The sequence below is a fragment of the Pseudomonas sp. B392_1p genome (assembly GCF_052245235.1).
In the GTDB taxonomy this organism is placed as follows: domain Bacteria; phylum Pseudomonadota; class Gammaproteobacteria; order Pseudomonadales; family Pseudomonadaceae; genus Serpens; species Serpens gallinarum.
Genome location: NZ_JBQPXM010000017.1, coordinates 1 through 25,088 on the forward strand (window position 1 = coordinate 1; position 25,088 = coordinate 25,088).

Annotated in this window: 24 protein-coding genes; 20 read left to right on the forward strand and 4 right to left on the reverse strand. The window is 65.1% G+C overall.

What is annotated here, in order from left to right; translation table 11 throughout:
* Positions 1-88: 88 nt before the first annotated feature.
* Positions 89-871, reverse strand: coding sequence for an enoyl-CoA hydratase (locus ACTV8E_RS19185; RefSeq protein ID WP_273538160.1), 783 nt, complete (start codon positions 869-871; stop codon positions 89-91).
* 130 nt (positions 872-1,001) lie between these two features.
* On the opposite strand from ACTV8E_RS19185, the gene ACTV8E_RS19190 reads away from it, so the two are divergent.
* Positions 1,002-1,778, forward strand: a complete 777-nt coding sequence (locus tag ACTV8E_RS19190) for an SDR family oxidoreductase (RefSeq protein WP_443200509.1) — start codon at positions 1,002-1,004, stop codon at positions 1,776-1,778.
* Positions 1,779-1,827: 49 nt separating this feature from the next.
* On the opposite strand, the gene ACTV8E_RS19195 is transcribed toward ACTV8E_RS19190, so the two are convergent.
* The gene (locus ACTV8E_RS19195) at positions 1,828-2,661 is read right to left on the reverse strand and encodes an alpha/beta fold hydrolase (protein WP_443200510.1); all 834 of its coding nucleotides are present in this window, start codon (positions 2,659-2,661) and stop codon (positions 1,828-1,830) included.
* Between the two features lie 235 nt (positions 2,662-2,896).
* On the opposite strand from ACTV8E_RS19195, the gene ACTV8E_RS19200 reads away from it, so the two are divergent.
* The 4 genes from ACTV8E_RS19200 to ACTV8E_RS19215 all read left to right on the forward strand — a co-directional run bounded on the left by ACTV8E_RS19200 (position 2,897) and on the right by ACTV8E_RS19215 (position 6,226).
* Positions 2,897-3,631, forward strand: coding sequence for an SDR family NAD(P)-dependent oxidoreductase (locus ACTV8E_RS19200; protein WP_443200511.1), 735 nt, complete (start codon positions 2,897-2,899; stop codon positions 3,629-3,631).
* Positions 3,632-3,645: 14 nt separating this feature from the next.
* The gene (locus ACTV8E_RS19205; RefSeq protein WP_443200512.1) at positions 3,646-4,416 is read left to right on the forward strand and encodes an SDR family NAD(P)-dependent oxidoreductase; all 771 of its coding nucleotides are present in this window, start codon (positions 3,646-3,648) and stop codon (positions 4,414-4,416) included.
* Between the two features lie 7 nt (positions 4,417-4,423).
* Positions 4,424-5,053 carry a nuclear transport factor 2 family protein gene (locus tag ACTV8E_RS19210; protein WP_251837519.1) on the forward strand — a complete coding sequence of 210 codons (630 nt, stop codon included), beginning with the start codon at positions 4,424-4,426 and terminating at the stop codon, positions 5,051-5,053.
* A gap of 108 nt (positions 5,054-5,161) precedes the next feature.
* On the forward strand, positions 5,162-6,226 hold the full coding sequence (locus tag ACTV8E_RS19215; protein ID WP_443200513.1) for an alkene reductase: 1,065 nt from the start codon (positions 5,162-5,164) through the stop codon (positions 6,224-6,226).
* A gap of 88 nt (positions 6,227-6,314) precedes the next feature.
* On the opposite strand, the gene ACTV8E_RS19220 is transcribed toward ACTV8E_RS19215, so the two are convergent.
* Both ACTV8E_RS19220 and ACTV8E_RS19225 read right to left on the reverse strand, forming a co-directional pair.
* Positions 6,315-7,499, reverse strand: a complete 1,185-nt coding sequence (locus ACTV8E_RS19220) for an acyl-CoA dehydrogenase family protein (protein ID WP_443200514.1) — start codon at positions 7,497-7,499, stop codon at positions 6,315-6,317.
* Entirely contained in the window at positions 7,496-8,656 is a 1,161-nt protein-coding gene (locus ACTV8E_RS19225) for an acyl-CoA dehydrogenase family protein (RefSeq protein WP_443200515.1), read from the reverse strand. Before ACTV8E_RS19225 ends, ACTV8E_RS19220 begins: the two co-directional genes overlap by 4 nt.
* Positions 8,657-8,879: 223 nt before the next feature.
* Here ACTV8E_RS19225 and ACTV8E_RS19230 point away from each other — a divergent pair, with 223 nt between their 5' ends.
* The 15 genes from ACTV8E_RS19230 to ACTV8E_RS19300 all read left to right on the forward strand — a co-directional run bounded on the left by ACTV8E_RS19230 (position 8,880) and on the right by ACTV8E_RS19300 (position 25,003).
* A complete protein-coding gene (locus tag ACTV8E_RS19230) occupies positions 8,880-9,773 on the forward strand; it encodes a VOC family protein (RefSeq protein WP_443200516.1) in 894 nt (297 codons plus the stop codon).
* A gap of 9 nt (positions 9,774-9,782) precedes the next feature.
* Positions 9,783-10,661: a CoA transferase subunit A gene (locus tag ACTV8E_RS19235; protein ID WP_251837524.1), complete on the forward strand. Its 879-nt coding sequence runs from the start codon at positions 9,783-9,785 to the stop codon at positions 10,659-10,661.
* A gap of 10 nt (positions 10,662-10,671) precedes the next feature.
* Positions 10,672-11,469 (forward strand): CoA-transferase subunit beta, encoded by a 798-nt coding sequence (locus ACTV8E_RS19240; RefSeq protein ID WP_251837525.1) that lies wholly within the window; start codon positions 10,672-10,674, stop codon positions 11,467-11,469.
* A 16-nt stretch (positions 11,470-11,485) separates the two neighbouring features.
* A complete protein-coding gene (locus ACTV8E_RS19245; protein WP_443200517.1) occupies positions 11,486-12,379 on the forward strand; it encodes an enoyl-CoA hydratase in 894 nt (297 codons plus the stop codon).
* Positions 12,376-13,479, forward strand: coding sequence for an NAD(P)H-dependent flavin oxidoreductase (locus ACTV8E_RS19250; RefSeq protein ID WP_443200553.1), 1,104 nt, complete (start codon positions 12,376-12,378; stop codon positions 13,477-13,479). The genes ACTV8E_RS19245 and ACTV8E_RS19250 overlap by 4 nt, the downstream gene beginning before the upstream one ends.
* Positions 13,476-14,228 carry an enoyl-CoA hydratase family protein gene (locus tag ACTV8E_RS19255; protein ID WP_251837527.1) on the forward strand — a complete coding sequence of 251 codons (753 nt, stop codon included), beginning with the start codon at positions 13,476-13,478 and terminating at the stop codon, positions 14,226-14,228. Before ACTV8E_RS19250 ends, ACTV8E_RS19255 begins: the two co-directional genes overlap by 4 nt.
* Before the next feature lie 8 nt (positions 14,229-14,236).
* On the forward strand, positions 14,237-15,403 hold the full coding sequence (locus ACTV8E_RS19260) for an acyl-CoA dehydrogenase family protein (protein ID WP_443200518.1): 1,167 nt from the start codon (positions 14,237-14,239) through the stop codon (positions 15,401-15,403).
* Positions 15,404-15,413: 10 nt separating this feature from the next.
* Entirely contained in the window at positions 15,414-16,463 is a 1,050-nt protein-coding gene (locus tag ACTV8E_RS19265; protein WP_251837529.1) for an acyl-CoA dehydrogenase family protein, read from the forward strand.
* Between the two features lie 3 nt (positions 16,464-16,466).
* Positions 16,467-17,618 (forward strand): acetyl-CoA C-acetyltransferase, encoded by a 1,152-nt coding sequence (locus ACTV8E_RS19270; RefSeq protein ID WP_443200519.1) that lies wholly within the window; start codon positions 16,467-16,469, stop codon positions 17,616-17,618.
* A gap of 51 nt (positions 17,619-17,669) precedes the next feature.
* Entirely contained in the window at positions 17,670-18,554 is an 885-nt protein-coding gene (locus ACTV8E_RS19275; RefSeq protein ID WP_443200520.1) for an SDR family oxidoreductase, read from the forward strand.
* 164 nt (positions 18,555-18,718) lie between these two features.
* Positions 18,719-19,504, forward strand: coding sequence for an SDR family oxidoreductase (locus tag ACTV8E_RS19280; RefSeq protein WP_443200521.1), 786 nt, complete (start codon positions 18,719-18,721; stop codon positions 19,502-19,504).
* Between the two features lie 10 nt (positions 19,505-19,514).
* Positions 19,515-19,985 carry a MaoC family dehydratase gene (locus tag ACTV8E_RS19285; protein ID WP_443200522.1) on the forward strand — a complete coding sequence of 157 codons (471 nt, stop codon included), beginning with the start codon at positions 19,515-19,517 and terminating at the stop codon, positions 19,983-19,985.
* A gap of 7 nt (positions 19,986-19,992) precedes the next feature.
* Positions 19,993-21,195, forward strand: a complete 1,203-nt coding sequence (locus tag ACTV8E_RS19290) for an acetyl-CoA C-acyltransferase (RefSeq protein ID WP_443200523.1) — start codon at positions 19,993-19,995, stop codon at positions 21,193-21,195.
* A 473-nt stretch (positions 21,196-21,668) separates the two neighbouring features.
* Positions 21,669-22,619 carry a WD40/YVTN/BNR-like repeat-containing protein gene (locus tag ACTV8E_RS19295; RefSeq protein WP_443200524.1) on the forward strand — a complete coding sequence of 317 codons (951 nt, stop codon included), beginning with the start codon at positions 21,669-21,671 and terminating at the stop codon, positions 22,617-22,619.
* Positions 22,616-25,003, forward strand: coding sequence for an efflux RND transporter permease subunit (locus tag ACTV8E_RS19300; protein WP_443200525.1), 2,388 nt, complete (start codon positions 22,616-22,618; stop codon positions 25,001-25,003). Before ACTV8E_RS19295 ends, ACTV8E_RS19300 begins: the two co-directional genes overlap by 4 nt.
* Positions 25,004-25,088 lie beyond the last annotated feature (85 nt).

Here is a 25,088-nt window from a genome sequence, read left to right on the forward strand (position 1 = left end):
GCCATAGCCCTGCTATGACTCGTCGTGGCGCCTTGTCTCGGAACCTCAGGCATCCGAACTTGAGGGAACCAACTAACCGCACAGGCCACTAGCGGCCTTCGAAACGGGGCGGGCGTTTATCGAGAAACGCTTGCATGCCTTCCTTCTGGTCGCGGGTGGCGAACAGCAGTGCCGCGGCTCGCCGCTCCAGTGCAAGGCCGGCGTCCAGCGACGCATCCATGCCCAGGAGGATGACTTCCTTGATCTGCTCGGCGGCAAGCGGCGACATGGCGGCTATCGAGCGGGCCAGCCCCAGTGCGTGGCCAAGCACTTCGTCGTCGGCGACCACCTCGCTGACCAGTCCGGCGATCCACGCCTGTTCGGCATTCAGGGGCAGGCCAGTCAAGGCCATGTGCATCGCCTTGGCCTTGCCGACCGCGCGAACCAGGCGCTGAGTGCCGCCGATGCCGGGCATGATGCCGAGCCGGATTTCCGGCTGGGAAAAACGTGCGCTGCGGCCAGCAATTATGATGTCGGCGAGCATCGCCAGTTCGCAGCCGCCGCCATAGGCATAGCCGCAAACCGCCGCGATGACCGGCTTGGGGCAGTTCCGGATCGGCGCCCAGAGCCGTTCGGTGTGGCGCTTGTAGAGGTCCATTGCGCCGACCTCAAGCATGTCCTCGATGTCACCTCCGGCCGCGAACACCTGCTCGCCGCCTGTGATCAGGATGCAGCGGGTCTGCGGATCGTCCGACAACATCGAAAACTGAGCGGCCAGCATCGCCTGTAGGTCTGGACTGAGCGCGTTGCGCACGTCCGGGCGATGCAGGCGCAGCAGGGCAATGCCGGGCTCCGGTCGCTCCAGCAGAACGGGGGGAGATAGATCCTTCATGCCATGACTCCGATGCTGGCGGGACGCCGATTGTCAGAGGGGCACGATCAGCGCTCATCGTCCGTTCAGACGACGAGCGCGCCCGCAGTGTTTGCCCAGAATGCAGGCAACATTGCAACAGGAGCAATTCATGGATATCCACGCGGGCTTGGACTATAGCGGCAAGGTGGTGCTGGTGACAGGCGGCGCCAGAGGTGTGGGCGCAGGCATCACGCGCACCTTTCTGGCGGCCGGTGCGCAGGTGGTGGTGTGCGGACGCAACGAGCCGGAGGCACTGCCGCAGGTGGCGGAAAACCGCGCCAGCTTCATTGCCGCCGACGTGCGCGATCTGCACTCGTTGGAGGTCCTGTTCGGCGAGATCCGTCAGCGTTTCGGTCGCCTCGACGTGCTGATCAACAACGCCGGCGGCAGCCCGCCTGCGGACGCCGGCAGCGCCTCGCCTCGCTTTCACGAAAGCATCATTCGGCTGAACCTCATTGCGCCGCTGAACGTGGCCCAGCAGGCCAATGCGCTGATGCAGGAGCAGGCCGACGGTGGCGTGATCGTATTCATCGGCAGCATCAGCGCGCTTCGGCCGTCGCCGCTGACTGCGGCCTATGGCGCGGCGAAGGCGGGCATCCTCTCACTGGCCAGTTCGCTGGCTGTGGAGTGGGCGCCGAAAGTGAGGGTGGTGGCGGTCAGCCCCGGCCTGGTGCACACCGAGCAGTCGCACCAGCACTACGGTGACGAGGCGGGCATCGCGGCGGTGAGTGCCACCATTCCCGCCAATCGCCTGGCGAAACCCGAGGATATCGGCGCCGCCTGCCTGTTCATCGCTTCCCCGCTGGGTGGCTACGCCAGCGGCTGCAACCTGCTGCTGCATGGCGGGGGCGAGCGCCCGGCCTTCCTCGACGCATCGAACGCCTGAGTTCTCGCCAGGCAGGCGGGGTGTGCAGATGCCACCCCGCTTGTCGCCCTCAACCGTGGCGGAGGAAGTCCAGGCAGCTGCGGTTGAACAGGTCACGGTGCTCGACCTGTACCCAGTGGCCGCAGCGATTGAGGATAACCACCTGGGCCCGTTGGGCGTTGTCGACAATGTGCCGTGCGCCGCCGACCGGGTTGAAGTTGTCGTTGTTGCCCCAGAAGCACAGGATCGGGCAGTCGATCTCACCCAGGCGCGAGGTCATGTTGGGGATCATCATGGTGCTGAAGAGATTCTTCGGTTGGGTGACTGCGACCGCCACGCGTTCGGCCAGCAGTTCCTCGGGCAGGATCGAGGGATCGAACAGCTGCAGGCTCATCATGCTGCGCATCTCCGGCAAGCCGATGGGACCGGCGCCGAACAGCGAGACCATGCGCTGGATGCCCGGCATCTGGAAATAGGTCTCGCGCTCCTCCACGCCGCCAGGCGCCAGCAAGATCAGTTTCTCCGCCAGCGCCGGTTCAGCCAACGCCAGGCCCAATGCTATGGCGCCGCCCAGCGAGTTGCCCAGCAGGGTGCAGCGCGTGATGCCCAGTGCCTGGGTGAATGCCTGAAGCGTGGCGACGAAGAACGCCAGGTCGTACTGGCCATCGTCCGGTTTGTCGGAGCGGCCGAAGCCCGGCAGGTCGAGCACGATATTGCGGTAGCCCGCCTCTGTCAGCAGCGGATAGTTGCCCTTGAAGTTGCTGAAACCACTCGCACCAGGGCCGCTGCCATGCAGCCAGAGCACCACTGGGCCCTGGCCCTCGTCCAGGTAATGCAGGCGCAGGCCGTTGTGCAACGTGAGGTAATGGCCCACCGGCAGGGGCAGGTCTTGGAACTGGGTCATCGCGAATTCTCCGATAGCTGGGAAGGGGCATCGGCGCGCCCGGCGCCGTTACTCCCGTCACGCGATGGTCGGACGCTCGGTGGCGAAGGGCATCGTTCGTTCAGACGAGTCGGGGGACGATCGCAGGCCAGGCGGCCCCTTTAGTCTCCTTGGACGATGCGGCGCGTGGCGGCGACCCGAATCATGCGGGCAAAACAAGAACCAGGGCGTCAAGCCCGTCCGTAGGAGACTCGTTATGAAATTGCAGGACAAAGTAGCGTTCGTGACCGGCGCCGCTCAAGGTATGGGCCTGGCCATTGCCCGCCGCTTCGTGGAAGAGGGCGCACGGGTAGTGGCAGCCGACATCAACCTCGACAGCCTGCGCGAAGGCCTCGGCGATCTGGGTGACAAGGTGTTGCCGGTGGTCTGCAACGTGGCCGACAGCGCATCTGTGGCCGACGCGGTGAGTCTCGCCGAGAAACACTTCGGTCGCCTCGACATCCTGGTCAACAACGCCGGCGTCGGCGGCCTGGACAGCTTCCTCGACACGCCCGACGAGAGCTGGCAGCGGGTCATCGGCGTCAACCTCACCGGCGCCTTCTTCTGCGCCCGGGAAAGCGCCCAGCTGATGGTCAAGGGCGGCGCGGGCGGCAGCATCATCAACCTCTCCAGCACGTCGGCGCTGACGGGTGAAGGCCCCAATCACTACTGCGCTTCGAAGGCCGGAATCATGGGGCTGACCCGTGGTATCGCCAGGGAGCTGGCGGGCCATGGTATTCGCGTCAACACCCTGGTGCCCGGGCCGACCGACACGCCGATGATGGCCGGCATTCCCGACGAAATGATGGCGGACCTGCTCAAGGGCGTACCGCTGGGTCGCCTGTGCAGCACTGACGAAATCGCCCGCGTCGCGGCCTTCCTGGCCAGCGAGGAAGCCAGCTTCATCACCGGCCAGAACATCGCCGTCAACGGCGGCATGGCCTTCATCTGATCAGGGGAATTGCAATGTCACGTCTCGCAGGAAAAATCGCATTTGTCACCGGTGCCAGCTCCGGAATCGGCGAGGCCACGGCCGTTCGTTTTGCCGAAGAGGGTGCTTTGGTGGTGCTCTGCGGCCGCCGCGAAGAGGCCCTGGCTGTTGTTCAGGAAAGAATTCTGAGCGCCGGTGGCAAGGCTGAAATCGCTGTGGCTGACGTCAGCAACGAGGCCGCTTATGTCGGCGCGATCGAAGCCACCGCTCAGCGTCATGGCCGCCTGGACATCCTGGTCAACAACGCCATGGCCTTTACCTGGGGCGCGGTGGACAGCATGTCCACCGCGGACTGGCACGCCAATTTCAAGACCACCGTGGACGGCACCTTCTGGGGTACCCGGACCGCGATGCGTCTGATGAAGGAAAAGGGTGGCGGCAGCATCGTCAACATCTCCTCGATCTGCGGCCAGTTCGGCACGGCCCGGATGAGCGGCTACTCGGCTGCCAAGGCCGCGGTGAACAACTTCAGCCGGGCGGTGGCCAGTGAAGGCGCGCCTTACGGCGTGCGCTGCAACGTTGTCGTCCCGGGCGTGGTCGATACCCCCGCCATGGCCGGCATGATGAGCGATGACAAGGCCCGCGGTAACACCGAAAAACTCATCCCGATGAAGCGCGTGGGCAAGCCGCTCGAACTGGCCAACGCGATCCTGTTCCTGGCCAGCGATGAAGCGTCCTACGTCACCGGCGCCTGCCTGAACGTTGACGGCGGCCGCAGCTCCGACCTGTACACCGTGTTTGAGTGAGGTGCCCATGAGCGATCAGGATCTTTTGACGCGTATCGACCGCCTGGAGTCGCTCGACGCGATTCGCCAGCTGGCCGGCAAGTACGCACTGTCGCTGGACATGCGCGACCTGGATGCCATGGCCAACTGCTTCGCGCCGGACGTGCGCGTGGGCCGTGACAAGGTGGGCCGCGCGCATCTGAAGGCCTGGCTCGACGACACCATGCGGCTGCAGTTCCACGGCACCTCCCATCACCTGGGCCAGCACATCATCGAGTTCAGCGATCCGGACCACGCCACCGGCGTGGTGTATTCGAAGAACGAACATGAAACCGGCCCCGAGTGGGTGATCATGCAGATGCTCTACTGGGACGACTACGAGCGTATCGACGGGCGCTGGTGCTTCCGCCGCCGACTGCCGTGCTACTGGTATGCGACCGACCTGAACAAGCCGCCCATCGGCGGTTTGAAGATGCGCTGGCCGGGCCGCGAACCGTATGCCGGGTCTTTCCATGAGCTGTTCCCGTCGTGGGATGCCTTCTGGGCCAATCGCCCGAACAAGGATGAACTGCCCCAGGTCGCGGAACCGGCGCCGCTGGAAGGCTTCCTCGCGACGATGCGTGGCGGGGCGGCCGATCCGAAAATCCGCGTGCGCTGACCTTACACCCCCCTTGCCCATTCGCCCGCCCCGGCGGGTGGGCTTTTTTTTTGCCGCCTGGCATCGCCGAGGCCGCTTCTCGGCGTCGGCCCCATTGAGGATCGATCGATGAATCCATTGTTCCAGCCGCTGCAGCTGGGTGAGCTGCAGCTCGCTAACCGTATCGTGATGGCTCCGATGACCCGCAGCCGCGCCGATGCGCGTGGCGTACCGACCGCCGAAATGGTCGATTACTACCGCCAGCGTGCCGGGGCGGGCCTGATCGTGGCAGAAGGCACCGCGCCTTCGCCTGAAGGCCTCGGCTATTGCCGCACGCCAGCGATCTACGATGAGCAACAGGTCGCCGCCTGGCGCGCGGTAACCGATGCCGTGCATGCCGAGGGCGGCCTGATCGTCCTGCAACTGATGCACGTCGGCCGTGCCGCCAGCCGTCACAACAAACCCGTGGGCGCGCGCACCGTCGCACCATCGGCGCTGCGCGCCAACGCCCAGGTGTACAGCGACGCCGCAGGGATGGTGGACACCGAGGAACCGCACGCGTTGAGCACCGAGGAAGTGGCCGAGGTGGTGCGTCAGTATCGCGACGCCGCCGTGCTGGCTCGTGAAGCCGGATTCGACGGCGTCGAGCTGCACTGCACCAGTGGCTACCTGCCGATGCAGTTCATGGCCAGCGGCAGCAATCAGCGCGAGGACTGCTATGGCGGTTCCGTGGAAAACCGCGTGCGCTTCCCTGCCGAGGTGCTGGCGGCCATGGCCCAGGCCATCGGTGCGGGTCGTGTCGGCTATCGGATGTGCCCGGGCAATCCGTACAACGACATCCAGGACGAGGACCCCGCCGGTACGGCCATTGCGCTGATGAAGGCAGTCGCTGCGCTGGGGCTGGCCTATCTGCATATCATGCGTTCACCCGTCGATGGACTGGATGCCTTCGCCCTCGCGCGCGAGCACGGCAACACGGCGCTGATCCTCAATGATGGCTTCGACGGCCCCGGCGCGTCGGCCGCGATTGAGGCAGGGCAGGGCGAAGCGGTGTCCTTCGCTCGCCATTTCATCGGCAATCCCGATCTGCCGCAGCGTCTGCGCAACGGCTGGCCGCTGGCGGGTTTTGACCGCAAGTCGCTCTACAGCTCAGGCCCAGCAGGTTATAGCGACTATCCGGCCTGGTCGGCCTGAGCTCGCGCTTGAGCGTGCGGCGGTAAAGAAAAAGCCCGCTTCGCTGAATGCGAAGCGGGCTTTCTTCGAGGGAGCGCTGTGGCTTGAATCAGCGGGCCCGCGGCTCGCGAGGCATACCCAGGGCGCGCTCGGCGATGATGTTGCGCTGGATCTCGTTGCTGCCGCCGTAGATGGTGTCCGAGCGGGTGAAGAGGAACAGCGACTGCAGCCGTGTCAGCTGGTAGGGCGCACCCTCGAGCAGCTCCGCCTGCGGGCCGAGCACGTCCATGGCCAGCTTGCCCAGGTCGCGGTGCCAGTTCGACCAGGCCAGCTTGTAGATCATCGCCTCGCCGCGCAGGCTGCCGTCCTGGGTGCCGGAGAGCATGCGCAGCGAGTTGTAGCGCAGCACCTTGAGGCCGGCCCAGGCCTGGGCCAGGCGCTGGCGGATCAGCGGGTCGCGGTCGGCCCCGTTGTCTTGGGCGGCGCGGATGACCTCCTCGAGTTCGTTGCGAAACTGCATCTGCTGGCCGAGGGTCGACACGCCGCGCTCGAAGCCGAGCAACGTCATGGCCACCTTCCAGCCATCGCCTGGCGCGCCGATGATGTTGTCCGCCGCGGTGCGGGCGTCGCTGAAGAACACCTCGTTGAATTCGCTGGTGCCGGTCAGTTGCTGAATCGGCTGCACGGCGATGCCGGGCTGCTCCATCGGTACCAGCAGAAACGTCAGGCCGTGGTGGCCGACGCTGCCGGGCTCGGTGCGCGCCAGCACGAAGCACCACTGCGACTCATGGGCCAGGGAGGTCCAGACCTTCTGCCCGTTGATGATCCACTCGCCATTTTCCAGCTGGGCGCGGGTCTTGACGCCGGCCAGGTCCGAGCCGGCGCTGGGTTCGGAATACCCCTGGCACCAGAACTCGCGACCTTCGAGGATGCCGGGGAGGAACCGCCGTCGCTGCTCCTCGCTGCCCAGCGCCACCAGCGTCGGCCCGATCAGACCCTCGCCGATGTGGCCCATGCGGCCGGGGCCGCCGGCGCGGGCGTACTCTTCATGGAAGATCACCTGCTGCGAGATGGACAGGCCGCGGCCACCGCACTCGCTGGGCCAGCCGATGCCGATCCAGCCGCCTTTGGCCAGCTCTCGCTCCCAGGCTTTGCGCTCCTCGGGGAACATGTGCTCATCGCCCGGTCCGCCGCGAAAACGCAACGGCTCGAATTCACCGCACAGGTGCGTCTGGAGCCAGTCGGCGACCTGCCGGCGGAACGCTTCGTCTTCGGCACTGAATCCAATTTTCATGGGCGGGACTCCAGGATGTGGGCGGCCAGGCGTTCACGGTGCCAGGCCGGGGTGCCCAGCAGCTGCTCGCTGGCGCGGGCGCGTTTGAAGTAAAGGTGGGGATCGTATTCCCAGGTGAAACCGACGCCGCCGTGCAGCTGGATGGACTCGGCGGCGCAGAGCATGAAGGCCTCGCTGGCCTCGCTCTTGGCAATGGGGGCGGCTTCGCTCAGTTCGGCCTTGAGTTGCGGGTCGCCGTCCGGCGCCAGCACCTGCTGGGCGATGCAGGCGGCGTAGTAGGCGGCTGAGCGGCTGTTCTCGATGTGCAGCATGAGGTCCGCGCAGCGGTGCTTGATCGCCTGGAAGCTGGCAATCGGACGGTTGAACTGCTGGCGCTCGCTGATATAGCTCAGGGTGAGGTTGAGGCAGCGCTGGGCGGCGCCGGTCTGCTCGCAGGCGAGGGCGATGGCGCCGATTTGCAGCGCTTGTTCCAGCAGGGCGGTGGCGTCCTGGTCGAGCGTCAGGCTCTGCGCCGGCGCGACCGCCACGTTGGTGAGCCTGATCCGCGCCAGCCGGCGGGTCTGGTCAAGGGTCGGCAGGGCGCTGCGCTCGATACCGGCCTGGTTCGCGGGTACCGCGAACAGGGCAAGACGACCGTCCTCGTGCTCGGCGGCAAGGATCAGCAGATCGGCGCTGGCGCCGTCGAGCACCGCGTCGTATTCGCCCTCCAGTCGCCAACCTTCGGCGTCTACGCGTGCGCTCGGTTGGCGGGAGGCCAGCCAGCCGTTGCGCTCCTGCCGGAAGGCGAGGGTGGCGGTCATCGTGCCTGCGGCCAGCTCGGGCAGCCAGGCTTCGCGCAGGGGTTCGTTGCCGACCAGCAGCAGCGCCGGCGTGGCCAGGCAGGCGCTGGACAGGAAGGGCGCGCAGAGCAGGTGTTGGCCCATCTGTTCGAGCAGGACCGCCTGCTCGACGAAGCCCATGCCGACGCCGCCGTACTGTTCGGGAATCATCAGGGCAGGCCAGTAAAGTTCCTCAGCAATCTGCTTCCAGACCCCGATGTCGTAGCCCTGCGGGCTTTGCATGGCGGTGCGTACGGCTGCCGAGTCCGACGCTTTGGCCAGGAAGCCGACGGCGCTCTCTTGAATCATCAATTGTTCTTCGTTGAAGGCGAAGTCCATGAACTGGCTCCTTAGGTAATTACGCGGCGAGTGTGGCCACTGAGATGCCGATGCGAATCCCCAAAAAGGACTAGCCCTGATCCGGAGCGCTGCCGACGTGAACGTCGCTGAAAAGCCCGGGTTCACGAGGCGGTCACCCGTAGTCTCAATGGACGATGAACCCACGGCGCGCCTTTCGCAGAATGCCGCTCAACTGGCCAGAAACCTTTGCAGGAGCAGCGGCATGATCAAGATCCGTGGTTTGAGTTACCTCGTCGCCCAGGTGCAGAACCTGAGCGAGTGGCAGCGTTACGCCGAGGACGTGCTCGGCATGCAGGTCAATCCCGCGCCGGGTGGCGGCCTCTATGTGAAGATGGATGAGCGTCCGTTTCGCATGCTCATCGTTGAAGGTGCGGATGCGCGTTATGTTGCCTCCGGCTGGGAAGTGGCCGGCGAGAAGGCCTACGCGCAAGCGCTTCAAGTATTTGCCGACAAGGGTGTGGCCGTTGAGCAGGGCTCAGCCGCCGAATGCGATCAGCGCGGCGTGCAGGCGCTCGCCCTAGTCGTTGACCCCTCCGGCAATCGCCACGAACTGTCGTGGGGCCATCGTTCCGACTGTCAGCCCTTCGTCTCGCCCCAGGGCGTACCGCGCTTCGTGACCGGCGACATGGGGTTGGGCCACACGGTGTTGCCCGCGCCCAACTTCGACGCCACGTCGGCGTTCGCGCGCGATGTGCTGGGCTTTGAGGTCTCCGATGTCTTCAATTTTCGCCCGGCGCCTGACGCGCCGCCAGTCCGCATCCACTTTCTGCATTGCGCCAACGCCCGCCATCACAGCCTGGCCCTGGCCGAGTACCCCGTGCCCAGCGGCTGCGTGCACGCCATGGTGGAAGTGGACTCGATGACCGAGGTCGGTCGCGCCCACGACCGCATGCAGGCCGCCGGCGTAGCGCTGTCGGCGACGCTCGGTCAGCACCTCAACGACCGCATGACCAGTTTCTACATGAAAACTCCGTCCGGCTTCGATCTCGAATACGGCTACGGCGGCCTGCAAGTGGACTGGAACGAGCACAGCACCTTCGAATTCACCCGCGTGAGCATCTGGGGGCACGACTTCTCGGTCGGCCGCCAGCAATAAGGAATCGCCATGAACAAGCAGATGACAACCCAGGAGGCCGTGGCCCTGCTGAAGGACGGCATGACCGTAGGCTTCGGCGGCTGGGGCCCGCGCCGCAAACCGATGGCCGTGGTGCGCGAGATCCTGCGCTCGGACGTCAAGGATCTCACCGTGGTCGGCTATGGCGGCCCGGAAATGGGCATGCTGTGCGCCGCTGGCAAGGTCAAGAAGCTGATCTTTTGTTTCGCGACGCTGGATGCCATTCCCCTGGAACCCTGGTTTCGCAAGTGTCGCCAGGCCGGCCAGCTCAAGGAGCTGATGGAGCTGGACGAAGGCATGTACCAGTGGGGGCTGCGGGCCGCCGGCATGCGCCTGCCATTCCTGCCCACCCGCTGTGGCCTGGCCACCGACGTGACGCGCCTGAATCCCGAACTCAAGACCATCCGCTCGCCTTACGACGACGGTGAAGTGCTGCTGGCGATGCCGGCGCTGAACCTGGACATCAGCTTCCTGCATGTCAATGAAGCTGACCGCCTGGGCAACACCCTGATCACCGGCAACGATCCCTACTTCGATCATCTGATGGCTCGGGCCTCCGCCCAGTGCGTGGTGTCCTGCGAGCGCATCAGCGATCGGCTGGAACTCTCCGCCGAGCAGGCGCGCTTCAACCTCTTCGAGCGTTATCTGGTGACCGGTGTCGTGCATGCGCCCTTCGGCGCGCACCCGACCATCTGCGCGCCGGAGTACGGCTGGGACATGACGCACCTCAAGCGCTACGCCGAGTCGGCAGAGGGTGAAGGCGGCTGGGCGGCTTACATGGACGAATACGTCCACGTCAGCGAGGCCGATTACCAGACCAAGAACGGCGGCCAAGACCGCCTGCGTACGCTGGCCCTGCCGGTGTTCTGAGGAGTTCGACATGAGCGTTGCAGAGAATTATTCACTTGCCGAACTGATGATCGTCGCCGCCAGCGAAGCCTGGCGCGACAACGGCGAGGTCTTCGCGTCGGGGCTTGGCATATTGCCGCGGCTGGGCGCCAGCCTCGCCAAGCTGACCCACACCCCCGAGCTGCTGATGACCGACAGCGAGTGCTTCCTCGTGGAAGAGCCGATTCCGGTCGGCCCGCGTGGCGACTACGTACCCAAGTATTCCGGTTATCTGGGTTTCGAGCGCGTGTTCGAAAGCGTGTGGGGCGGCCGCCGCCACGCGATGATCGGCCCGACCCAGGTCGACCGCTTCGCCCAGACCAACCTGTCGGCCATCGGCGGCGACTACTACCAGCCGAAGATCGCCATGCTCGGCGTGCGCGGCCTGCCAGGCAACAGCATCAACCACAAGAACTCCTTCCTGGTGCCCAACCACTCGACCCGCTCGCTGGTGGCGGACGTGGACATGGTGTCAGGCGTCGGCTTCAACCCGGAGCGCTGGGAGGAGGGCATGGACGCTTCGCTGATGTCGGTGGGCATTCTCCTGACCGATCTGTGCGTGATCGACTACAACGGGCCGAACCATGCGCCCCAGGTGCGTTCTCTGCATCCCGGCGTGAGCTTCGCGCAGGTGCAGGAAAACACCGGCTTCGAGCTGCTGGCCGCACCGGACATGGGTATCACGCCGGCGCCCACCGAGGCCCAGCTGGAACTCATCCGCCGCCTGGACCCGCACGATCTGCGCAGCAAGCAGCTCAAGGGTAATCCGCCCGGCATTCGTCAGGCCTGAATCGGGAGCCTCGTCAATGAGCGAATTTATCGAACGCGTGGACGCCAGCGAGTACGAGACCGACGAGCCGGTGCGCTACGCGGTGCAGGACGGCATCGCCACGGTGACCATGAGCCGCCCCAGCTTCAACAACGCGCAGAACTCGCAGATGACCTATGCGCTGGATGCGGCCTTTCGCCGGGCGGTGGCCGATGACGCGGTGAAGGTCATCGTCCTGCGTGGCGAAGGCAAGCACTTCTCCGCCGGACACGACATCGGCACGCCGGCCCGCGATATCAACAAGTCGTTCGACCGGGTCAATCTGCTCTGGGATCACACCAACAAACCCGGCGGCGAGTTTCTTTACATGCGCGAGCAGGAGGTCTACCTCGGCATGTGCCGGCGCTGGCGCGAGATGCCCAAGCCGACCATCGCCATGGTGCAGGGCGCTTGCATCGCTGGCGGGCTGATGCTGGCCTGGGTTTGCGACTTCATCGTCGCCAGTGACGATGCCTTCTTTCAGGACCCTGTGGTGCGCATGGGGATACCCGGCGTTGAATACTTCGCTCATCCCTATGAAATGAGTCCGCGCATCGCCAAGGAATTTCTCATGACCGGCGATCGCATGGGCGCGGCGCGGGCCTACGAGGTGGGCATGGTCAATCGCGTGGTCCCGCGCGAGGCGCTGGAAAGTGCTGTGCTTGAGCTGGCCGGCAAGATCGCCGCTCAGCCGCGCATGGGGCTGGCGCTGACCAAGCAGGCGATCAACCACGTCGAGGATCTGGCCGGCAAGCGCACCGCCATGGATGCCGTCTTCGCCTGGCACCACTTCGCCCACACCCACAACGAACTCTTGTCCGGCGACAAGCTTGGTGGTTACGACGCCAAGGCCATGGCCGCGGCGAACAAGAAATCCGCGGGAGAACGCTGATGTCCTGGCTCGAGACGGAACTGACGCGGCGCCTGGGTTGCCGCTATCCGGTGGTGCAGACCGCCATGGGCTGGGTCGCCGATGCCAACCTGGTGATCGGTACCACCCGTGGCGGCGGATTTGGCTTTCTCGCCGCCGCCACCCTGAACACGGCGCAGACCCGCAGCGAGATTGAAAAGATCATTGCCGCCACCGGCAGCCGCAACTTCGGCCTGAACTTCCACATGTTTCAGGAGAACGCCGCCGATTGCGTGGACATGGCCATCGAATACGGCCTTAAGGCCGTCAGCTACGGCCGTGGCCCGGATGCCGCGACCGTGCAGCGCTTCAAGGATGCCGGCGTGCTCTGCATCCCTACCGTCGGGGCGGTCAAGCATGCGCTCAAGGCGGTGCAGATGGGCGCCGACATGATCACCATCCAGGGCGGCGAGGGCGGCGGCCACACCGGCGGCGTGCCCAGTTCGATCCTGTTGCCGCAGGTGCTCGATGCGGTGAACGTGCCGGTCATCGCAGCCGGTGGCTTTTCCACTGGGCGGGGGCTGGCCTCGGCGCTGGCCGCAGGCGCCTGTGGCATTGCCATGGGCACGCGTTTTCTGATGAGCCAGGAGTCGCCGACCCCGGCCCAGACGCTGGAACGCTACCTCAAGGTGACCGACCCGCAACAGATTCGCGTAACCCTGGCGGTCGACGGCATGCGTCACCGGATGATCGAGAACGCCTTCATCAACCGCCTGGAAAAGGCCAGCGGCCTGGGCCGGTTGCTGATCGCCCTGCGCAGTGCCTGGAGCTGGAAGCAGCAGACCGGCATGAGCAGCGCACACATGCTGCGCACCTTGCTGCAGGTGCTGAAGGAAGAGCCTGAAGCGCTGTCGCAAACCATCATGGCCTCGAACCAGCCGGTGTTGTTGCAGAAATCCATGCAGGACGGCCTGCCGGACGAGGGCATTCTGCCGTCGGGCCAAGTGGCTGCGGCCATCGATACGCTGGCCAGTTGCGAAACCATCATCCGCGAAATCGTCGAGCAGGCCGACGCCCGCCTGGCCGATCTCTATCAACGCAGCGCCCAGCCACGGGGCCAGGCAAGCAGGAGCGCATCATGAGCACCGCATTTAGCGTCATAACCGAAAACGGCATTGCCGAACTGGTGATTGCCAAGCCGCCGGTCAACGCCCTGGACAGCCACGAATGGCAGGGCCTGGCCAACCTGATCAACGAACTGGGCAGCGACCCGGAAACCCGTGTGATCGTGATCCGCGCCGAGGGCCGTGGGTTCTGCGCAGGTGTCGATATCAAGGAGTTGGATCAGCACCCTGAGCTGATCGTCAAGGTCAACCGTGGCAACTACGAAACCTTCAAGGCCGTGCACCGTTGCCCGGTGCCGGTGATCGTTGCCGTACACGGTTTTGTCCTCGGCGGCGGCATCGGCATCACCGGCGCGGCCGACATTGTTGTGGCCTCCGAATGCGCCACCTTCGCGCTGCCGGAGGTGGATCGCGGCGCCATGGGCGGCGGCGCGCACCTGCAGCGCCTGTTCCCGGTGCAGAAGGTCCGCTACCTGTTCTTTACCGGCGAGAAAATCGGCGCCCGTGATGCCGAGCGTTACGGCTTTATCGAACGTGTGGTGGCCAAAGACGAGCTGCGTGGCGCGGCCATGGACATCGCCGCCAAGATCGCCGCCAAGAGCCCGGCCATGATCCGTATCGCCAAGGAAGCGCTCAACGGCATCGAAGACGGCAACCTGGAAGACAAGTACCGCTGGGAGCAAGGCTTCACCCTGCAGGCCTACAACGAGGCCGATTCGGCGGAGACCCGCCGCGCCTTCGTCGAAAAACGCGACGCGAAGTTCTGAGGCACGCCATGGACCTGACGTATACCGAAAAACAAAAAGCCTTCCGCGCCGAAGTACGCGCCTGGCTGGCGGCCAACCTGCCCAAGGAACCCTTGGCCAGCTACGACATCCGCGAAGGCTTCGAGCAGCACCGCGCCTGGGAAGGCACATTGTTCGAGGCGCGCTACTCCATGGTGATGTGGCCCGAGCATCTGGGCGGCCGAGGCTGCGACCTGATCGAATGGCTGATCTTCGAGGAAGAGTATTACGGCGCCGGCGCGCCCATGCGGGTCAACATCAACGGCCAGCTGCTGCTGGGTTCGACGCTGATGGAGTTCGGCACCGAGGAGCAAAAGCGCGATTTCCTGCCGCGCACGGCGTCCAGCGAGATCATGTGGGCCCAGGCCTGGTCCGAACCCAATGCTGGTTCAGACATGGCAGCCATCACCTCCAAGGCGACCCGCGACGGCGACCACTATGTGCTCAACGGCCAGAAAACCTGGTCCACCCGCGCCAGTTTCGCCGACATGGCCTTCGGCCTGTTCCGCAGCGATCCGGCTTCTTCGCGCCACCACGGCCTGAGCTTTCTGATGGTGCCGCTGGATACCCCCGGCGTGACCATCCGCCCGATCAAGGCGCTCAATGGCAAGGATGCCTTCGCCGAGATCTTTTTTGATGACGTGCGGGTGCCGGTGGCGCAGCGTATCGGTGACGAAGGCCAGGGCTGGCACGTGGCCATGGCCACGGCCGGCTTCGAGCGCGGCCTGCTGCTGCGCTCGCCCGCGCGCTTCCAGTCCGCCGCCACGCGACTGGTCGAGCTATATCGCGCCAACCGCGAGCTGGCCGACCGTGACCCGAGCATTCGCGATGCGGTGGTACGGGCCTGGATGGGCGCCGAAGCCTATTGCCTGGGCGCCTACCACACCGTGGGCCGCCTCAGCCGTGGCGAGAAGATCGGCGCCGAGTCGAGCACCAACAAGATCGTCTGGTCCGAGCTGGATCTGCTGATCAACGAGACCGCGATGCGCATCCTCGGTGCCCGTGGCGAGTTGCGCAGCGGCGCGCCGCTGCTGGAGGCCGAAGAGGATGGCTGGCTGGAGGGCTTCCTGTTCGCCCAGGCAGGGCCCATCTACGCCGGCACCAACGAAATTCAGCGCAACATCATTGCCGAGCGGATGCTCGGTTTGCCGAAGTGAGGGGCGGGCGATGAACTTCATCTTTACCGACGACCAACTGGCGTTCCGTGAGGCCATCAGCCGTTTCCTGATGACCGAGGCTGCCCCCGAAATGCTCCGCGACATCTGGGAAACCGATGCCGGACGTTCGCCCGATCTGCGCGGCAAGATCGCCGAGCAGGGCCTGACCGCGCTTTCGGTGCCCGAAGAATGTGGCGGCCTGGGCATGGACGACATTGCCTGGGCGCTGATGACCCAGGAGCTTGGCTACTACGCCATTCCCGACTCGCTGGCCGACACCGCCTATGTGGCGGTGGGCCTGCTCGCCGCTCTGCCGCAGAGCGAGCAACGCGATGCCTGGCTGGCGCAGATCGCCGAAGGCAGCGTCCGCGTGGCCGTGGGCCACCCGGTCAATCCCTGGGTAGCTGATGCAGGACTGGCCGACTGGCTGTTGCTGGCCCATCAGGATGAAGTGCACATGGTCCCGCGCAATCAGGTATCGGTGCAGGGCAATGCCAGCATCGATGCCTCGCGGCGTCTGTACACCGTGACCTGGACACCGGGCAGCGCGACCCGTGTGGCAGAGGCCCAATCGGGGCGCGCGCTGTGGGCCGAGAGCCTGAATCGCGGCGCCTTGTCGGTGGCCGGTCAGTTGATCGGCCTGGCCCAGCGCATGCTCGATCTGTCGGTCGACTACGTGGCCCAGCGCAAGCAGTTCGGCAAGCCGATCGGCAGCTTCCAGGCGGTCAAGCATCACCTGGCCGATGTCGCCACCCAGGTTGAATTCGCCAAGCCGGTGCTCTACCGCGCCGCCCATGCCCTGGCCAAGGGCGAAGCGGATGTTGACGTGCGCATTTCCCACGCACGCCTGGCGTGCTGCGAAGCCAGCTGGCTGGCCGCCCGTCACGGTATCCAGGTGCACGGCGCCATGGGGTACACCTGGGAGGTGGACCTGCAGATGTTCATGAAGCGTGCGTGGGCACTGGACAACGCCTGGGGCGACCGTGCGCTTCACAAAACCCGGGTCGAACAGCACCTGCTCGGTGCCGCGTTGCTGCCTGGCAACACTTTCGAGGAATGAACCATGCCTGAAGCCTACATAGTCGACGCCCTGCGCACGCCTACCGGCAAGCGCAAGGGCAGCCTGGCCCACGTGCATGCCGTCGACCTGGGCGCCCATGTGCTCAAGGCGCTGGTGGAGCGCAATGCAATTCCGGACGATGAATACGATGACGTGATCTTTGGTTGCGTCGATACCATCGGATCGCAGGCCGGTGACATCGCGCGTACCAGCTGGCTGGCCGCGGGGCTGGCGCTGAACGTGCCGGGTACCACAGTGGACCGCCAGTGCGGATCGTCGCAACAGGCGCTGCACTTTGCCGCCCAAGCGGTGATGAGCGGCACCCAGGACGTGATTGCCGTCGGGGGTGTGCAGACCATGACGCAAATCCCCATTTCCTCGGCCATGCTGGCCGGTCAGCCGCTGGGCTTCCCGGACCCCTTCTCGGGCAGTGTCGGCTGGCGTGCGCGTTTCACCGATCAGCCGGTGAACCAGTTCTATGCCGCGCAGCGCATTGCCGATCACTGGCAGGTCAGCCGCGCCGACATGGAAGATTTTTCGCTGGAGAGCCATCGCCGTGCCCTGGCGGCCATCGAGGCGGGCCGTTTTGCGCGCGAGACAGTCGCCTGCGAAGGGCTGTCGGTCGATGAGACCCCGCGGGTCACCACCCTGGAGAAGATGGCCAGCCTGGAGCCGGTCGATCCACAGTACCCGAGCATCACGGCGGCGGTCTCCAGCCAGACCTGCGATGCCTCGGCAGCGCTGCTGGTGGTGTCGGAGGCGGCGCTCAAGCGCTACAACCTGACCCCTCGCGCGCGCATACATCACCTGAGCGTGCGCGGCGACGATCCGATCTGGCACCTCACCGCGCCGATCGAGGCGACCCGTCATGCGCTGAAGAAAGCCGGCATGCGCATCGCCGACATCGGCCGGGTGGAAATCAACGAGGCCTTCGCCTCGGTGGTGATGGCCTGGGCCAAGGAGCTGGATTACGACCCGGCACGCACCAACGTCAACGGCGGCGCCATCGCCCTGGGCCATCCCCTGGGCGCAACGGGTGCGCGCCTGGCGACCACGCTGCTGCACGAACTGGAGCGCAGCGGCGAGCGCTACGGCTTGCAGACCATGTGCGAAGGCGGTGGTCAGGCCAACGTCACCATTATCGAACGCCTGTAACAAGGCCCCTGCCCCGAATGGGCGCAGGCTACGGACTCTGGAGAGCAAAACATGGGAATTCTCAACGAACGCGTCGTGATCGTTACCGGCGCCGGGGGTGGTCTGGGTGCGGCCCATGCACGGGTTTTCGCCGCCGAGGGCGCCTGCGTGGTGGTCAATGACATCAATCAGGCAGCGGCGCAGAAGGTGGTCGATGAGATCCTCGCCGCCGGCGGTCGTGCGCTGGCCAACGCTAGCGACATCACTGATTACGCCGACAGCGAGAACGCGGTGAAGCAGGCCATCGAGGCCTTTGGCGATCTGCACGTGGTGGTGAACAACGCCGGCATCAACCGCGACCGCATGTTTGCTTCGATGACCGAGGCCGAGTGGGACGCCATCATGGCGGTGCACTTGAAGGGTCATTTCTGCATCAGCTCGCATGCGGTGCACTACTGGCGCGACCAGTCCAAGGCGGGCAGGAAGGTGGATGCGCGCATCATCAACACCACCTCCGGGGCTGGCCTGCAGGGCTCCATCGGGCAGTCCAACTATGCCGCCGCCAAGGCCGGCATCGCCGCGCTGACGCTGAACCAGGCGGCAGAGTTGGGTCGCTACGGGATCACCGCCAACGCCGTTGCGCCGGCGGCGCGCACCGGCATGACCACCGCGGTGGAAGCCATGGCCGCGCGCATGGCCGCACCGGACGATGGCAGCTTCGACTACTGGGCGCCGGAAAACGTCTCCTCGCTGCTGGCCTGGCTGGCGTCCGCCGAGTCGGCCCATGTCACTGGGCGGGTGTTCGAGGCCGAAGGTGGCAAGATCTCCATCGCCGACGGCTGGCGCACCACCCAGGGCGTCGACAAGGGTGATCGCTGGCAGCCTGCCGAAGTCGGTGAGGCCATGCAGGCGCTGCTCGCCGCCGAAGTGCCGGCGCAGAAGGTCTACGGAAGCTGAGACCCCAGCACCCTTAAAGCACCGTGGCCGCTCTATGCGGTCACGCGTGTTTCTGGCCACCGGCATTCTGCCGAGCCATGGGCGGCCACGTCCGTTTTGACGATGTTGCCACTGCCCGCGACCGGTATACCTGGCAGTGAACTGTCATTACCGAGGTATGCACCGTGAGACAAGCTCCCGCCTATGTTCCTGGTCATCAACTGCTGGCCGGCAAATCCGTGCTGATCACCGCCGCCGCCGGCGCCGGCATCGGCTACGCCGCAGCCAAGCGCTGCGCCGAGGAAGGCTGCCGCGCGCTGATGATTTCCGATATTCATCCGCGCCGCCTGGAAGAGGCGGTGGAGCGGCTGAAGGCCGAAACCGGTCTGCAAGCTGTCTACGGCCAGTTGTGCAACGTGGTGATCGAAGACGAGGTGCAGGCCTTGGTGGCCGCCGCTGAGCAGGCGCTTGGCGGCGTCGATGTGCTGATCAACAACGCCGGGCTCGGCGGGCAGAAGCGTGTCACCGAAATGACCGATGAAGAATGGTTGCGGGTCATCGACGTGACGCTCACCGGTACCTTCCGCATGACCCGCGCGATGCTGCCGCACATGGAGCGCCGCGGGACCGGCGCCATCGTCAACAACGCGTCGGTGCTCGGCTGGCGCGCGCAGAAGGAGCAGGCGCACTACGCCGCGGCCAAGGCCGGGGTCATGGCGCTGACCCGCTGCAGCGCGGTGGAGGCTGCCGAACATGGGGTGCGCATCAATGCGGTGTCGCCGTCCATCGCGCTGCACGACTTCCTGAGGAAAGCCTCCAGCGAAGAGTTGCTGGAGCAATTGGCCAGCCGCGAAGCCTTTGGCCGTGCCGCCGAGGTGTGGGAAGTGGCCAACGTGATGATTTTCCTGGCCAGCGACTATGCCTCCTACATGGTCGGCGAAGTGCTCTCGGTCAGCTCGCAGCACGCCTGAGGACGCCGCCATGACAACCGTATTCAAGAGTGCAGAAGACATGCTGGCGTCCACCGGCCTGGCGCTGGGGACGACCGAATGGGTGCTGGTCGACCAGGCGCGCATCGACCTGTTCGCCGAGGCCACCGGCGATCACCAGTGGATTCACGTCGACCCGGTCCGCGCCGCCGAGGGTCCGTTCGGCTGCACCGTTGCCCACGGCTACCTGACGCTGTCGCTGGCCAATCTGTTTCTGCCCCAGCTGATGCAGGTGCAGAACATGCAGATGGGCGTCAACTACGGCTGCGACAGGGTACGTTTCCCCGCGCCGGTAACGGTCGGATCGCGGGTGCGCGGTCGTGGAGAAGTGGTCAAGGTCGAGCAGGTCGGCGCGGCGGTGCAGCAGACCGTGCGCGTGACCGTGGAAATCGAGGGCGCCGACCGCCCTGGCTGCGTGGTGGATACCGTCAGCCGCTACACCTTCAATTCCCTTAGCGAGTGAGAAACCCATGAACGAAGTCGTCATTGTCTCCACGGCGCGTACCGCGCTGGCCAAATCCTTCCGTGGTTCGTTCAACGACACCGAGGCCCCCGTGCTGGGCGGGCACGTGGTGCGCGCGGTGCTCGAGCGCGCCGGGGTCGAGGCTGAAGCGGTTGAGGACGTGATCATGGGTGCCGCGGTGCAGCAGGGTACCCAGGCCTACAACATCGGTCGGCTGTGCGCCTACACCGGTGGGTTGCCGCCAAGCGTGCCGGGCATGGCACTGGACCGCATGTGCGCGTCGGGCCTGATGAGCATCGGCGTGGCGGCGAAAAGCATCATGGCCGGCGAAATGAACATTGCGATTGCCGGTGGGGTGGAATCCCTCTCGCTGACCCAGACGAAGCACAAGAACACCTACCGGGCGCAGTCCGAGGCCGTCATCGAATGCATGCCGAGCGCCTACATCCCGATGATCGAGACCGCCGAGATCGTCTCGCAGCGCTATGGCATCAGCCGCGCCGCCCAGGACGAATACGCGCTGCAAAGTCAGCTGCGTACCGCGTCGGCGCAGCAGGCCGGACGCTTTGCCGACGAAATCGTGCCGCTGGCCGCGCGCAAGCTGCTGTTCGACAAGGAAGGCACTCCGACCGGGCATGAGGATGTGCTGGCCGAACGCGACGAATGCAATCGGCCCAGTACCCGTATCGAGGACTTGCAGGCGCTCAAGCCGGTCTGGAAGGGCGGCAAGTGGGTCGAGCAGGGCGAGTTCGTCACCGCTGGCAATGCCTCGCAGTTTTCCGACGGCGCCAGCGCCTGCCTGTTGATGAGCGCCGCCGAGGCCCAGCGTCGCGGACTCCAGCCCTTGGGTATCTACCGCGGTATCGCCGTCGCGGGCTGCGCGCCGGAGGAAATGGGTATCGGGCCCGTTTTCGCAGTGCCGCGGCTGCTTCGGCGCTTCGGTCTGACGGTTAACGACGTCGATCTCTGGGAAATCAACGAAGCCTTCGCCAGCCAGGTGCTGCAGTGCCGCGATGCCCTGGGCATCGATAACGACCGCCTGAACGTCAACGGCGGCGCCATCGCCATCGGCCACCCGTTCGGCATGTCCGGGTCGCGGATGGTCGGCCATGCGCTGATTGAAGGGCGCCGTCGTGGTGCGCGCTTCGTGGTGGTTTCCATGTGCATCGGCGGCGGCATGGGCGCGGCGGGCCTGTTCGAGCTGCCGTGACCTGACGCAGGCGCCCCTCCGACCGTCGGGGCGCAGTTGTATGTAATCCGTTTGGACGATGTTGCGGGCGCGGCCCTGGCCAGATGATCAAGGCGGTCGTCAGGGTTGCTCCCCAGGCGTCCCGCAAGCCCAGATGTCTATAAAAATAAAAAGGATGCAGCCATGCGTTTATCAGAACTCGCTTCGCTTCCCAAGCGTCGCTGGGGCCGGACCACGGCCTATTCACTCACCGCCCTCGGATTTGTCGCCCTGGCGGCAGCCCAAGCCCTAGAGCAACCTAACGCTCCTAGCCGGGGCGCAAGCCTCAATGCCCATTCCATCCAGCTGCCCTTTGGCTTGAACGTCCCCTCGGACTCATTTCGCTGATTGGTAATGTTTGAAGAGGACGCGAAATGCCATCCTACGAGACTGCCGGCTGCCGTCGATCGACAGGCAGGCGTCAATTGATTGCCTATGCCCTAAGCGGCCTGGTCATGGCAACCGTTGCATTTGCCTTCGCCCCGCGTGCCCCGGCGATGCTAGAACCCACTCAACTTCATCCCGATCGCGTGCATATCAACGACATGTTGATCAACGGCGAGCGTCTGGTCGCCGTCGGCGAGCGTGGCACCATCCTGGTCAGCCTGGACCATGGACGCTCTTGGCAGCAGGCGACACTGGCCACACAGCGCGCGGCAACCTTGACCGGCGTCGCGGCGCTGGATGAAAACGTATTGCTGGCCGTCGGTCATGATGGCTGGAAGCTGCGCTCCGCAGACGGTGGCGCCACCTGGCATGAGGTCGCCTTCGGGGGCGAGCTGGGCGAACCGCTACTGGACGTCTGGAGCGCAAACGGGCTGGACGCCTTCGCGTTGGGCAGCTTCGGCAAGTTTTACGAGTCCGCTGACGGGGGCAATACCTGGGCGGCCCGCGAGATGACAGCGGACGGCTGGCACCTCAATGGAATGGGGGGAGCCCGCAACGGCCGGCAGATGCTGGTGGGCGAGCAGGGGTTGGTGCTTCGCAGCGAAGACGCCGGCCGCACCTGGGAAACCCTGCCGGCGTTCTACAACGGTTCACTGTTCGGGGTAGTGAGACTGAGCGATGAGCGGTGGGTGACCTACGGCATGCGTGGGCGGGTGTTCCTTACCGATGATTTCGGTGAGAGCTGGACGCAGGTCGAGCTCGGTCACAGCCACGCGCTGTATGGCCATGTCCTGCTGCCCGATGCGGCGGGAGTCATGCTGGTGGGTGCTGACGGCAGCGTGGTGCACTTGGCTGCCGATGGACGCCTGCTGCAGAGTACCCAGCGCAGCGGCCTGGGCACCCTGACCTCGGCGGTTGCAGTGAACCAACGACTGGTGCTGGTAGGAGGCGAACGTGGCGTTTTTCAAGGCGTTGAAGCGCAACGCCTGGCGGTCAGCACACACAGGAGCATGCCATGAGCCATAAACCGAGCAGAATCGAGCGTTGGGTAGAGTGCTGTGCCGACGGGCTGATGGCGTGGAGAAGGAGCCTGCTGGCGCTGTTCGTGCTGATCACGCTTGGCTTGGGCTACAGCGCGACCCAGGTTCGGCTGGACCCTGCATTCAACAAGCAGATTCCGGTCAGCCACGACTACATGCTGAACTTCCTCGACTACAGTCGCATTTTTACCGGTGCCAACCGGGTGCTGGTGAGCGTGCGCTGGAAAGGCGAGGGCGACATCTATAACCGGGAGTTCCTCGAGACGCTGCAAAAGGTCACTGACGACGTCTTCTTCATCTCAGGTGTCAGCCGACCCAGTGTGACATCGCTGTTCACCCCGAACGTGCGCTATATCGAAGTCACCGAAGAAGGCTACGTGGGTGATATGGTGGTGCCGCCACACTACGCGGGGTCGGCGGAGGATCTGGCGCAGGTGCGCAGCAACGCGGCCCGTTCGGGGCAAATCGGCAGCCTGATTGCCAACGACCTCAAGTCGGCCTTGGTTCGCGCCGACCTGCAGGACAGCGACACGAGAACCGGCGAGGCGGTGTCCTATGCGGCGATTGCCGAGGAGCTCGAAGCCATCCGGGAGCGTTACGCCAGCGACACCATCGAAATCAACATTGTGGGTTTCGCCAAGCTGGTGGGCGATGTGATGGAGGGGCTGAGCACGGTGATCGGCTTCTTTGTGGTGGCCTTTGTCATCACCGCCGTGCTGCTCTGGCTTTACACCCGGTCGCTGAAGCTGACGGTGGTTTCGCTGATCGTGGCCCTGCTGCCGGTGGTCTGGCTGCTCGGTCTGCTGCCGCTGCTGGGGCTGGGCATCGACCCGATGTCGATCCTCGTGCCGTTTCTGATCTTCTCTATCGGTGTTTCCCACGCCGTGCAGATGACCAATGCCTGGAAGCAGGATGTGTTGCAGGGCTGCGACTCGATTGGCGCGGCGCGCTCGGCGTTCTGCAAGATCTTCATTCCCGGCGCCCTGGCGTTGCTGATGAATGCGCTGGGCTTCGCCGTGATCATGCTCATCGACATTCCGATCGTCCACGAGCTGGGCATCACTGCCTGCATCGGCGTGATGCTGATGATCATCACCAACAAGATGATGTTGCCCATCATCATTTCCCACCTGAGCCTGGAAGGCAGCGCACGTTCGGGCAGCAGGCCGGCGTCAGCCGGACGGCATCCGCTGTGGTGGCGCCTCTCCGCGCTGGCGCTGCCGGGGCCGGCGCTCGTCGTGTTCGCCTGCTGCGTGGCGCTGCTCGGCTTTGGCGTAAGCAAGGCGCGTCAGCTGGAAGTTGGCGACATCGGCACCGGCGCGCCGGAGCTGCGGGCCGATTCGCGTTACAACCAGGACAACGAAAAGATCATTGGCAGCTATTCCATAGGCCTCGACGTGCTGGCAGTGTTTGTCGAGTCACCCGGGGGGCAGGAAGCATGCCTCGATCCGAAGGTGATGCGCGCCATCGAGGCGTTCGATTTCGAGATGCGCAATGTCACCGGCGTACAGTCTGTGCAGAGCGTGGCGAGCATGGCCAAGGCGGTGATTGCCGGAAACAACGAGGGCAACCCGCGCTGGTCAGCCATTCCCGGCGCCTCGCGGGGCCTGCAGCAGGGCTCGCTGGCGTATTCGCCGGACCACGGGCTGGTCAGCGAAGGCTGCCAGCACCAGCAGATCCTGGTGTTCCTGACCGATCATGAGGGCGCGACGATTTTCCATGTCATCGATGAGGCGAAACGGGTCATCGCCGACGTCTCGATCCCCGAGGCGCGCTTCAAGCTTGCCGGTGGCAACGTCGGGGTGATGGCGGCGTCCAACGAGGCGGTCAAGCGGGCCGAAGTGATCATGCTCGCCGCACTGTTTTGCTCGGTGGCTTTGTTCTGCCTGCTGACCTTCCGTTCGCTGCGAGCCGTTCTGTGCATTCTGGTGCCGCTGGGCATCGTCGCCATCCTCTGCAATGCCCTCATGGCCATGCTCGGTATCGGTCTGAAAGTGGCAACCTTGCCGGTGATGGCGCTTGGGGTGGGCGTCGGCGTGGACTATGGGATCTACCTCTACGAGCGCATCCAGCATGAAATGGCCGAGGGCCGGGATTTGCGAACGGCGTTCTACGAGGCCATGTGCCAACGCGGTACAGCGGCGGTATTCACCGCAGTGACCATGTCCATCGGCGTCTGCACCTGGGCATTCGCACCGCTCAAGTTCCAGGCGGACATGGGGGTGCTGCTGGCTTTCATGTTCCTGGTCAACGTGTTCGGCGCAATCCTTGTGCTGCCGGCGCTGGCGGCCTGGTTCAACCAGGGCAGGGCACTGGTCAAACCCAGCAAGACGGCGGCACCGCTCGCCCAGGCCCAGGCCTGATCGAGCCGTGCAGTGTTATCAGCGGCCTCTTTCGAAACCCGGGAGAGCCGCTCTATAGTGAGGCTTCCGGAGTAAGGGCCTAGCG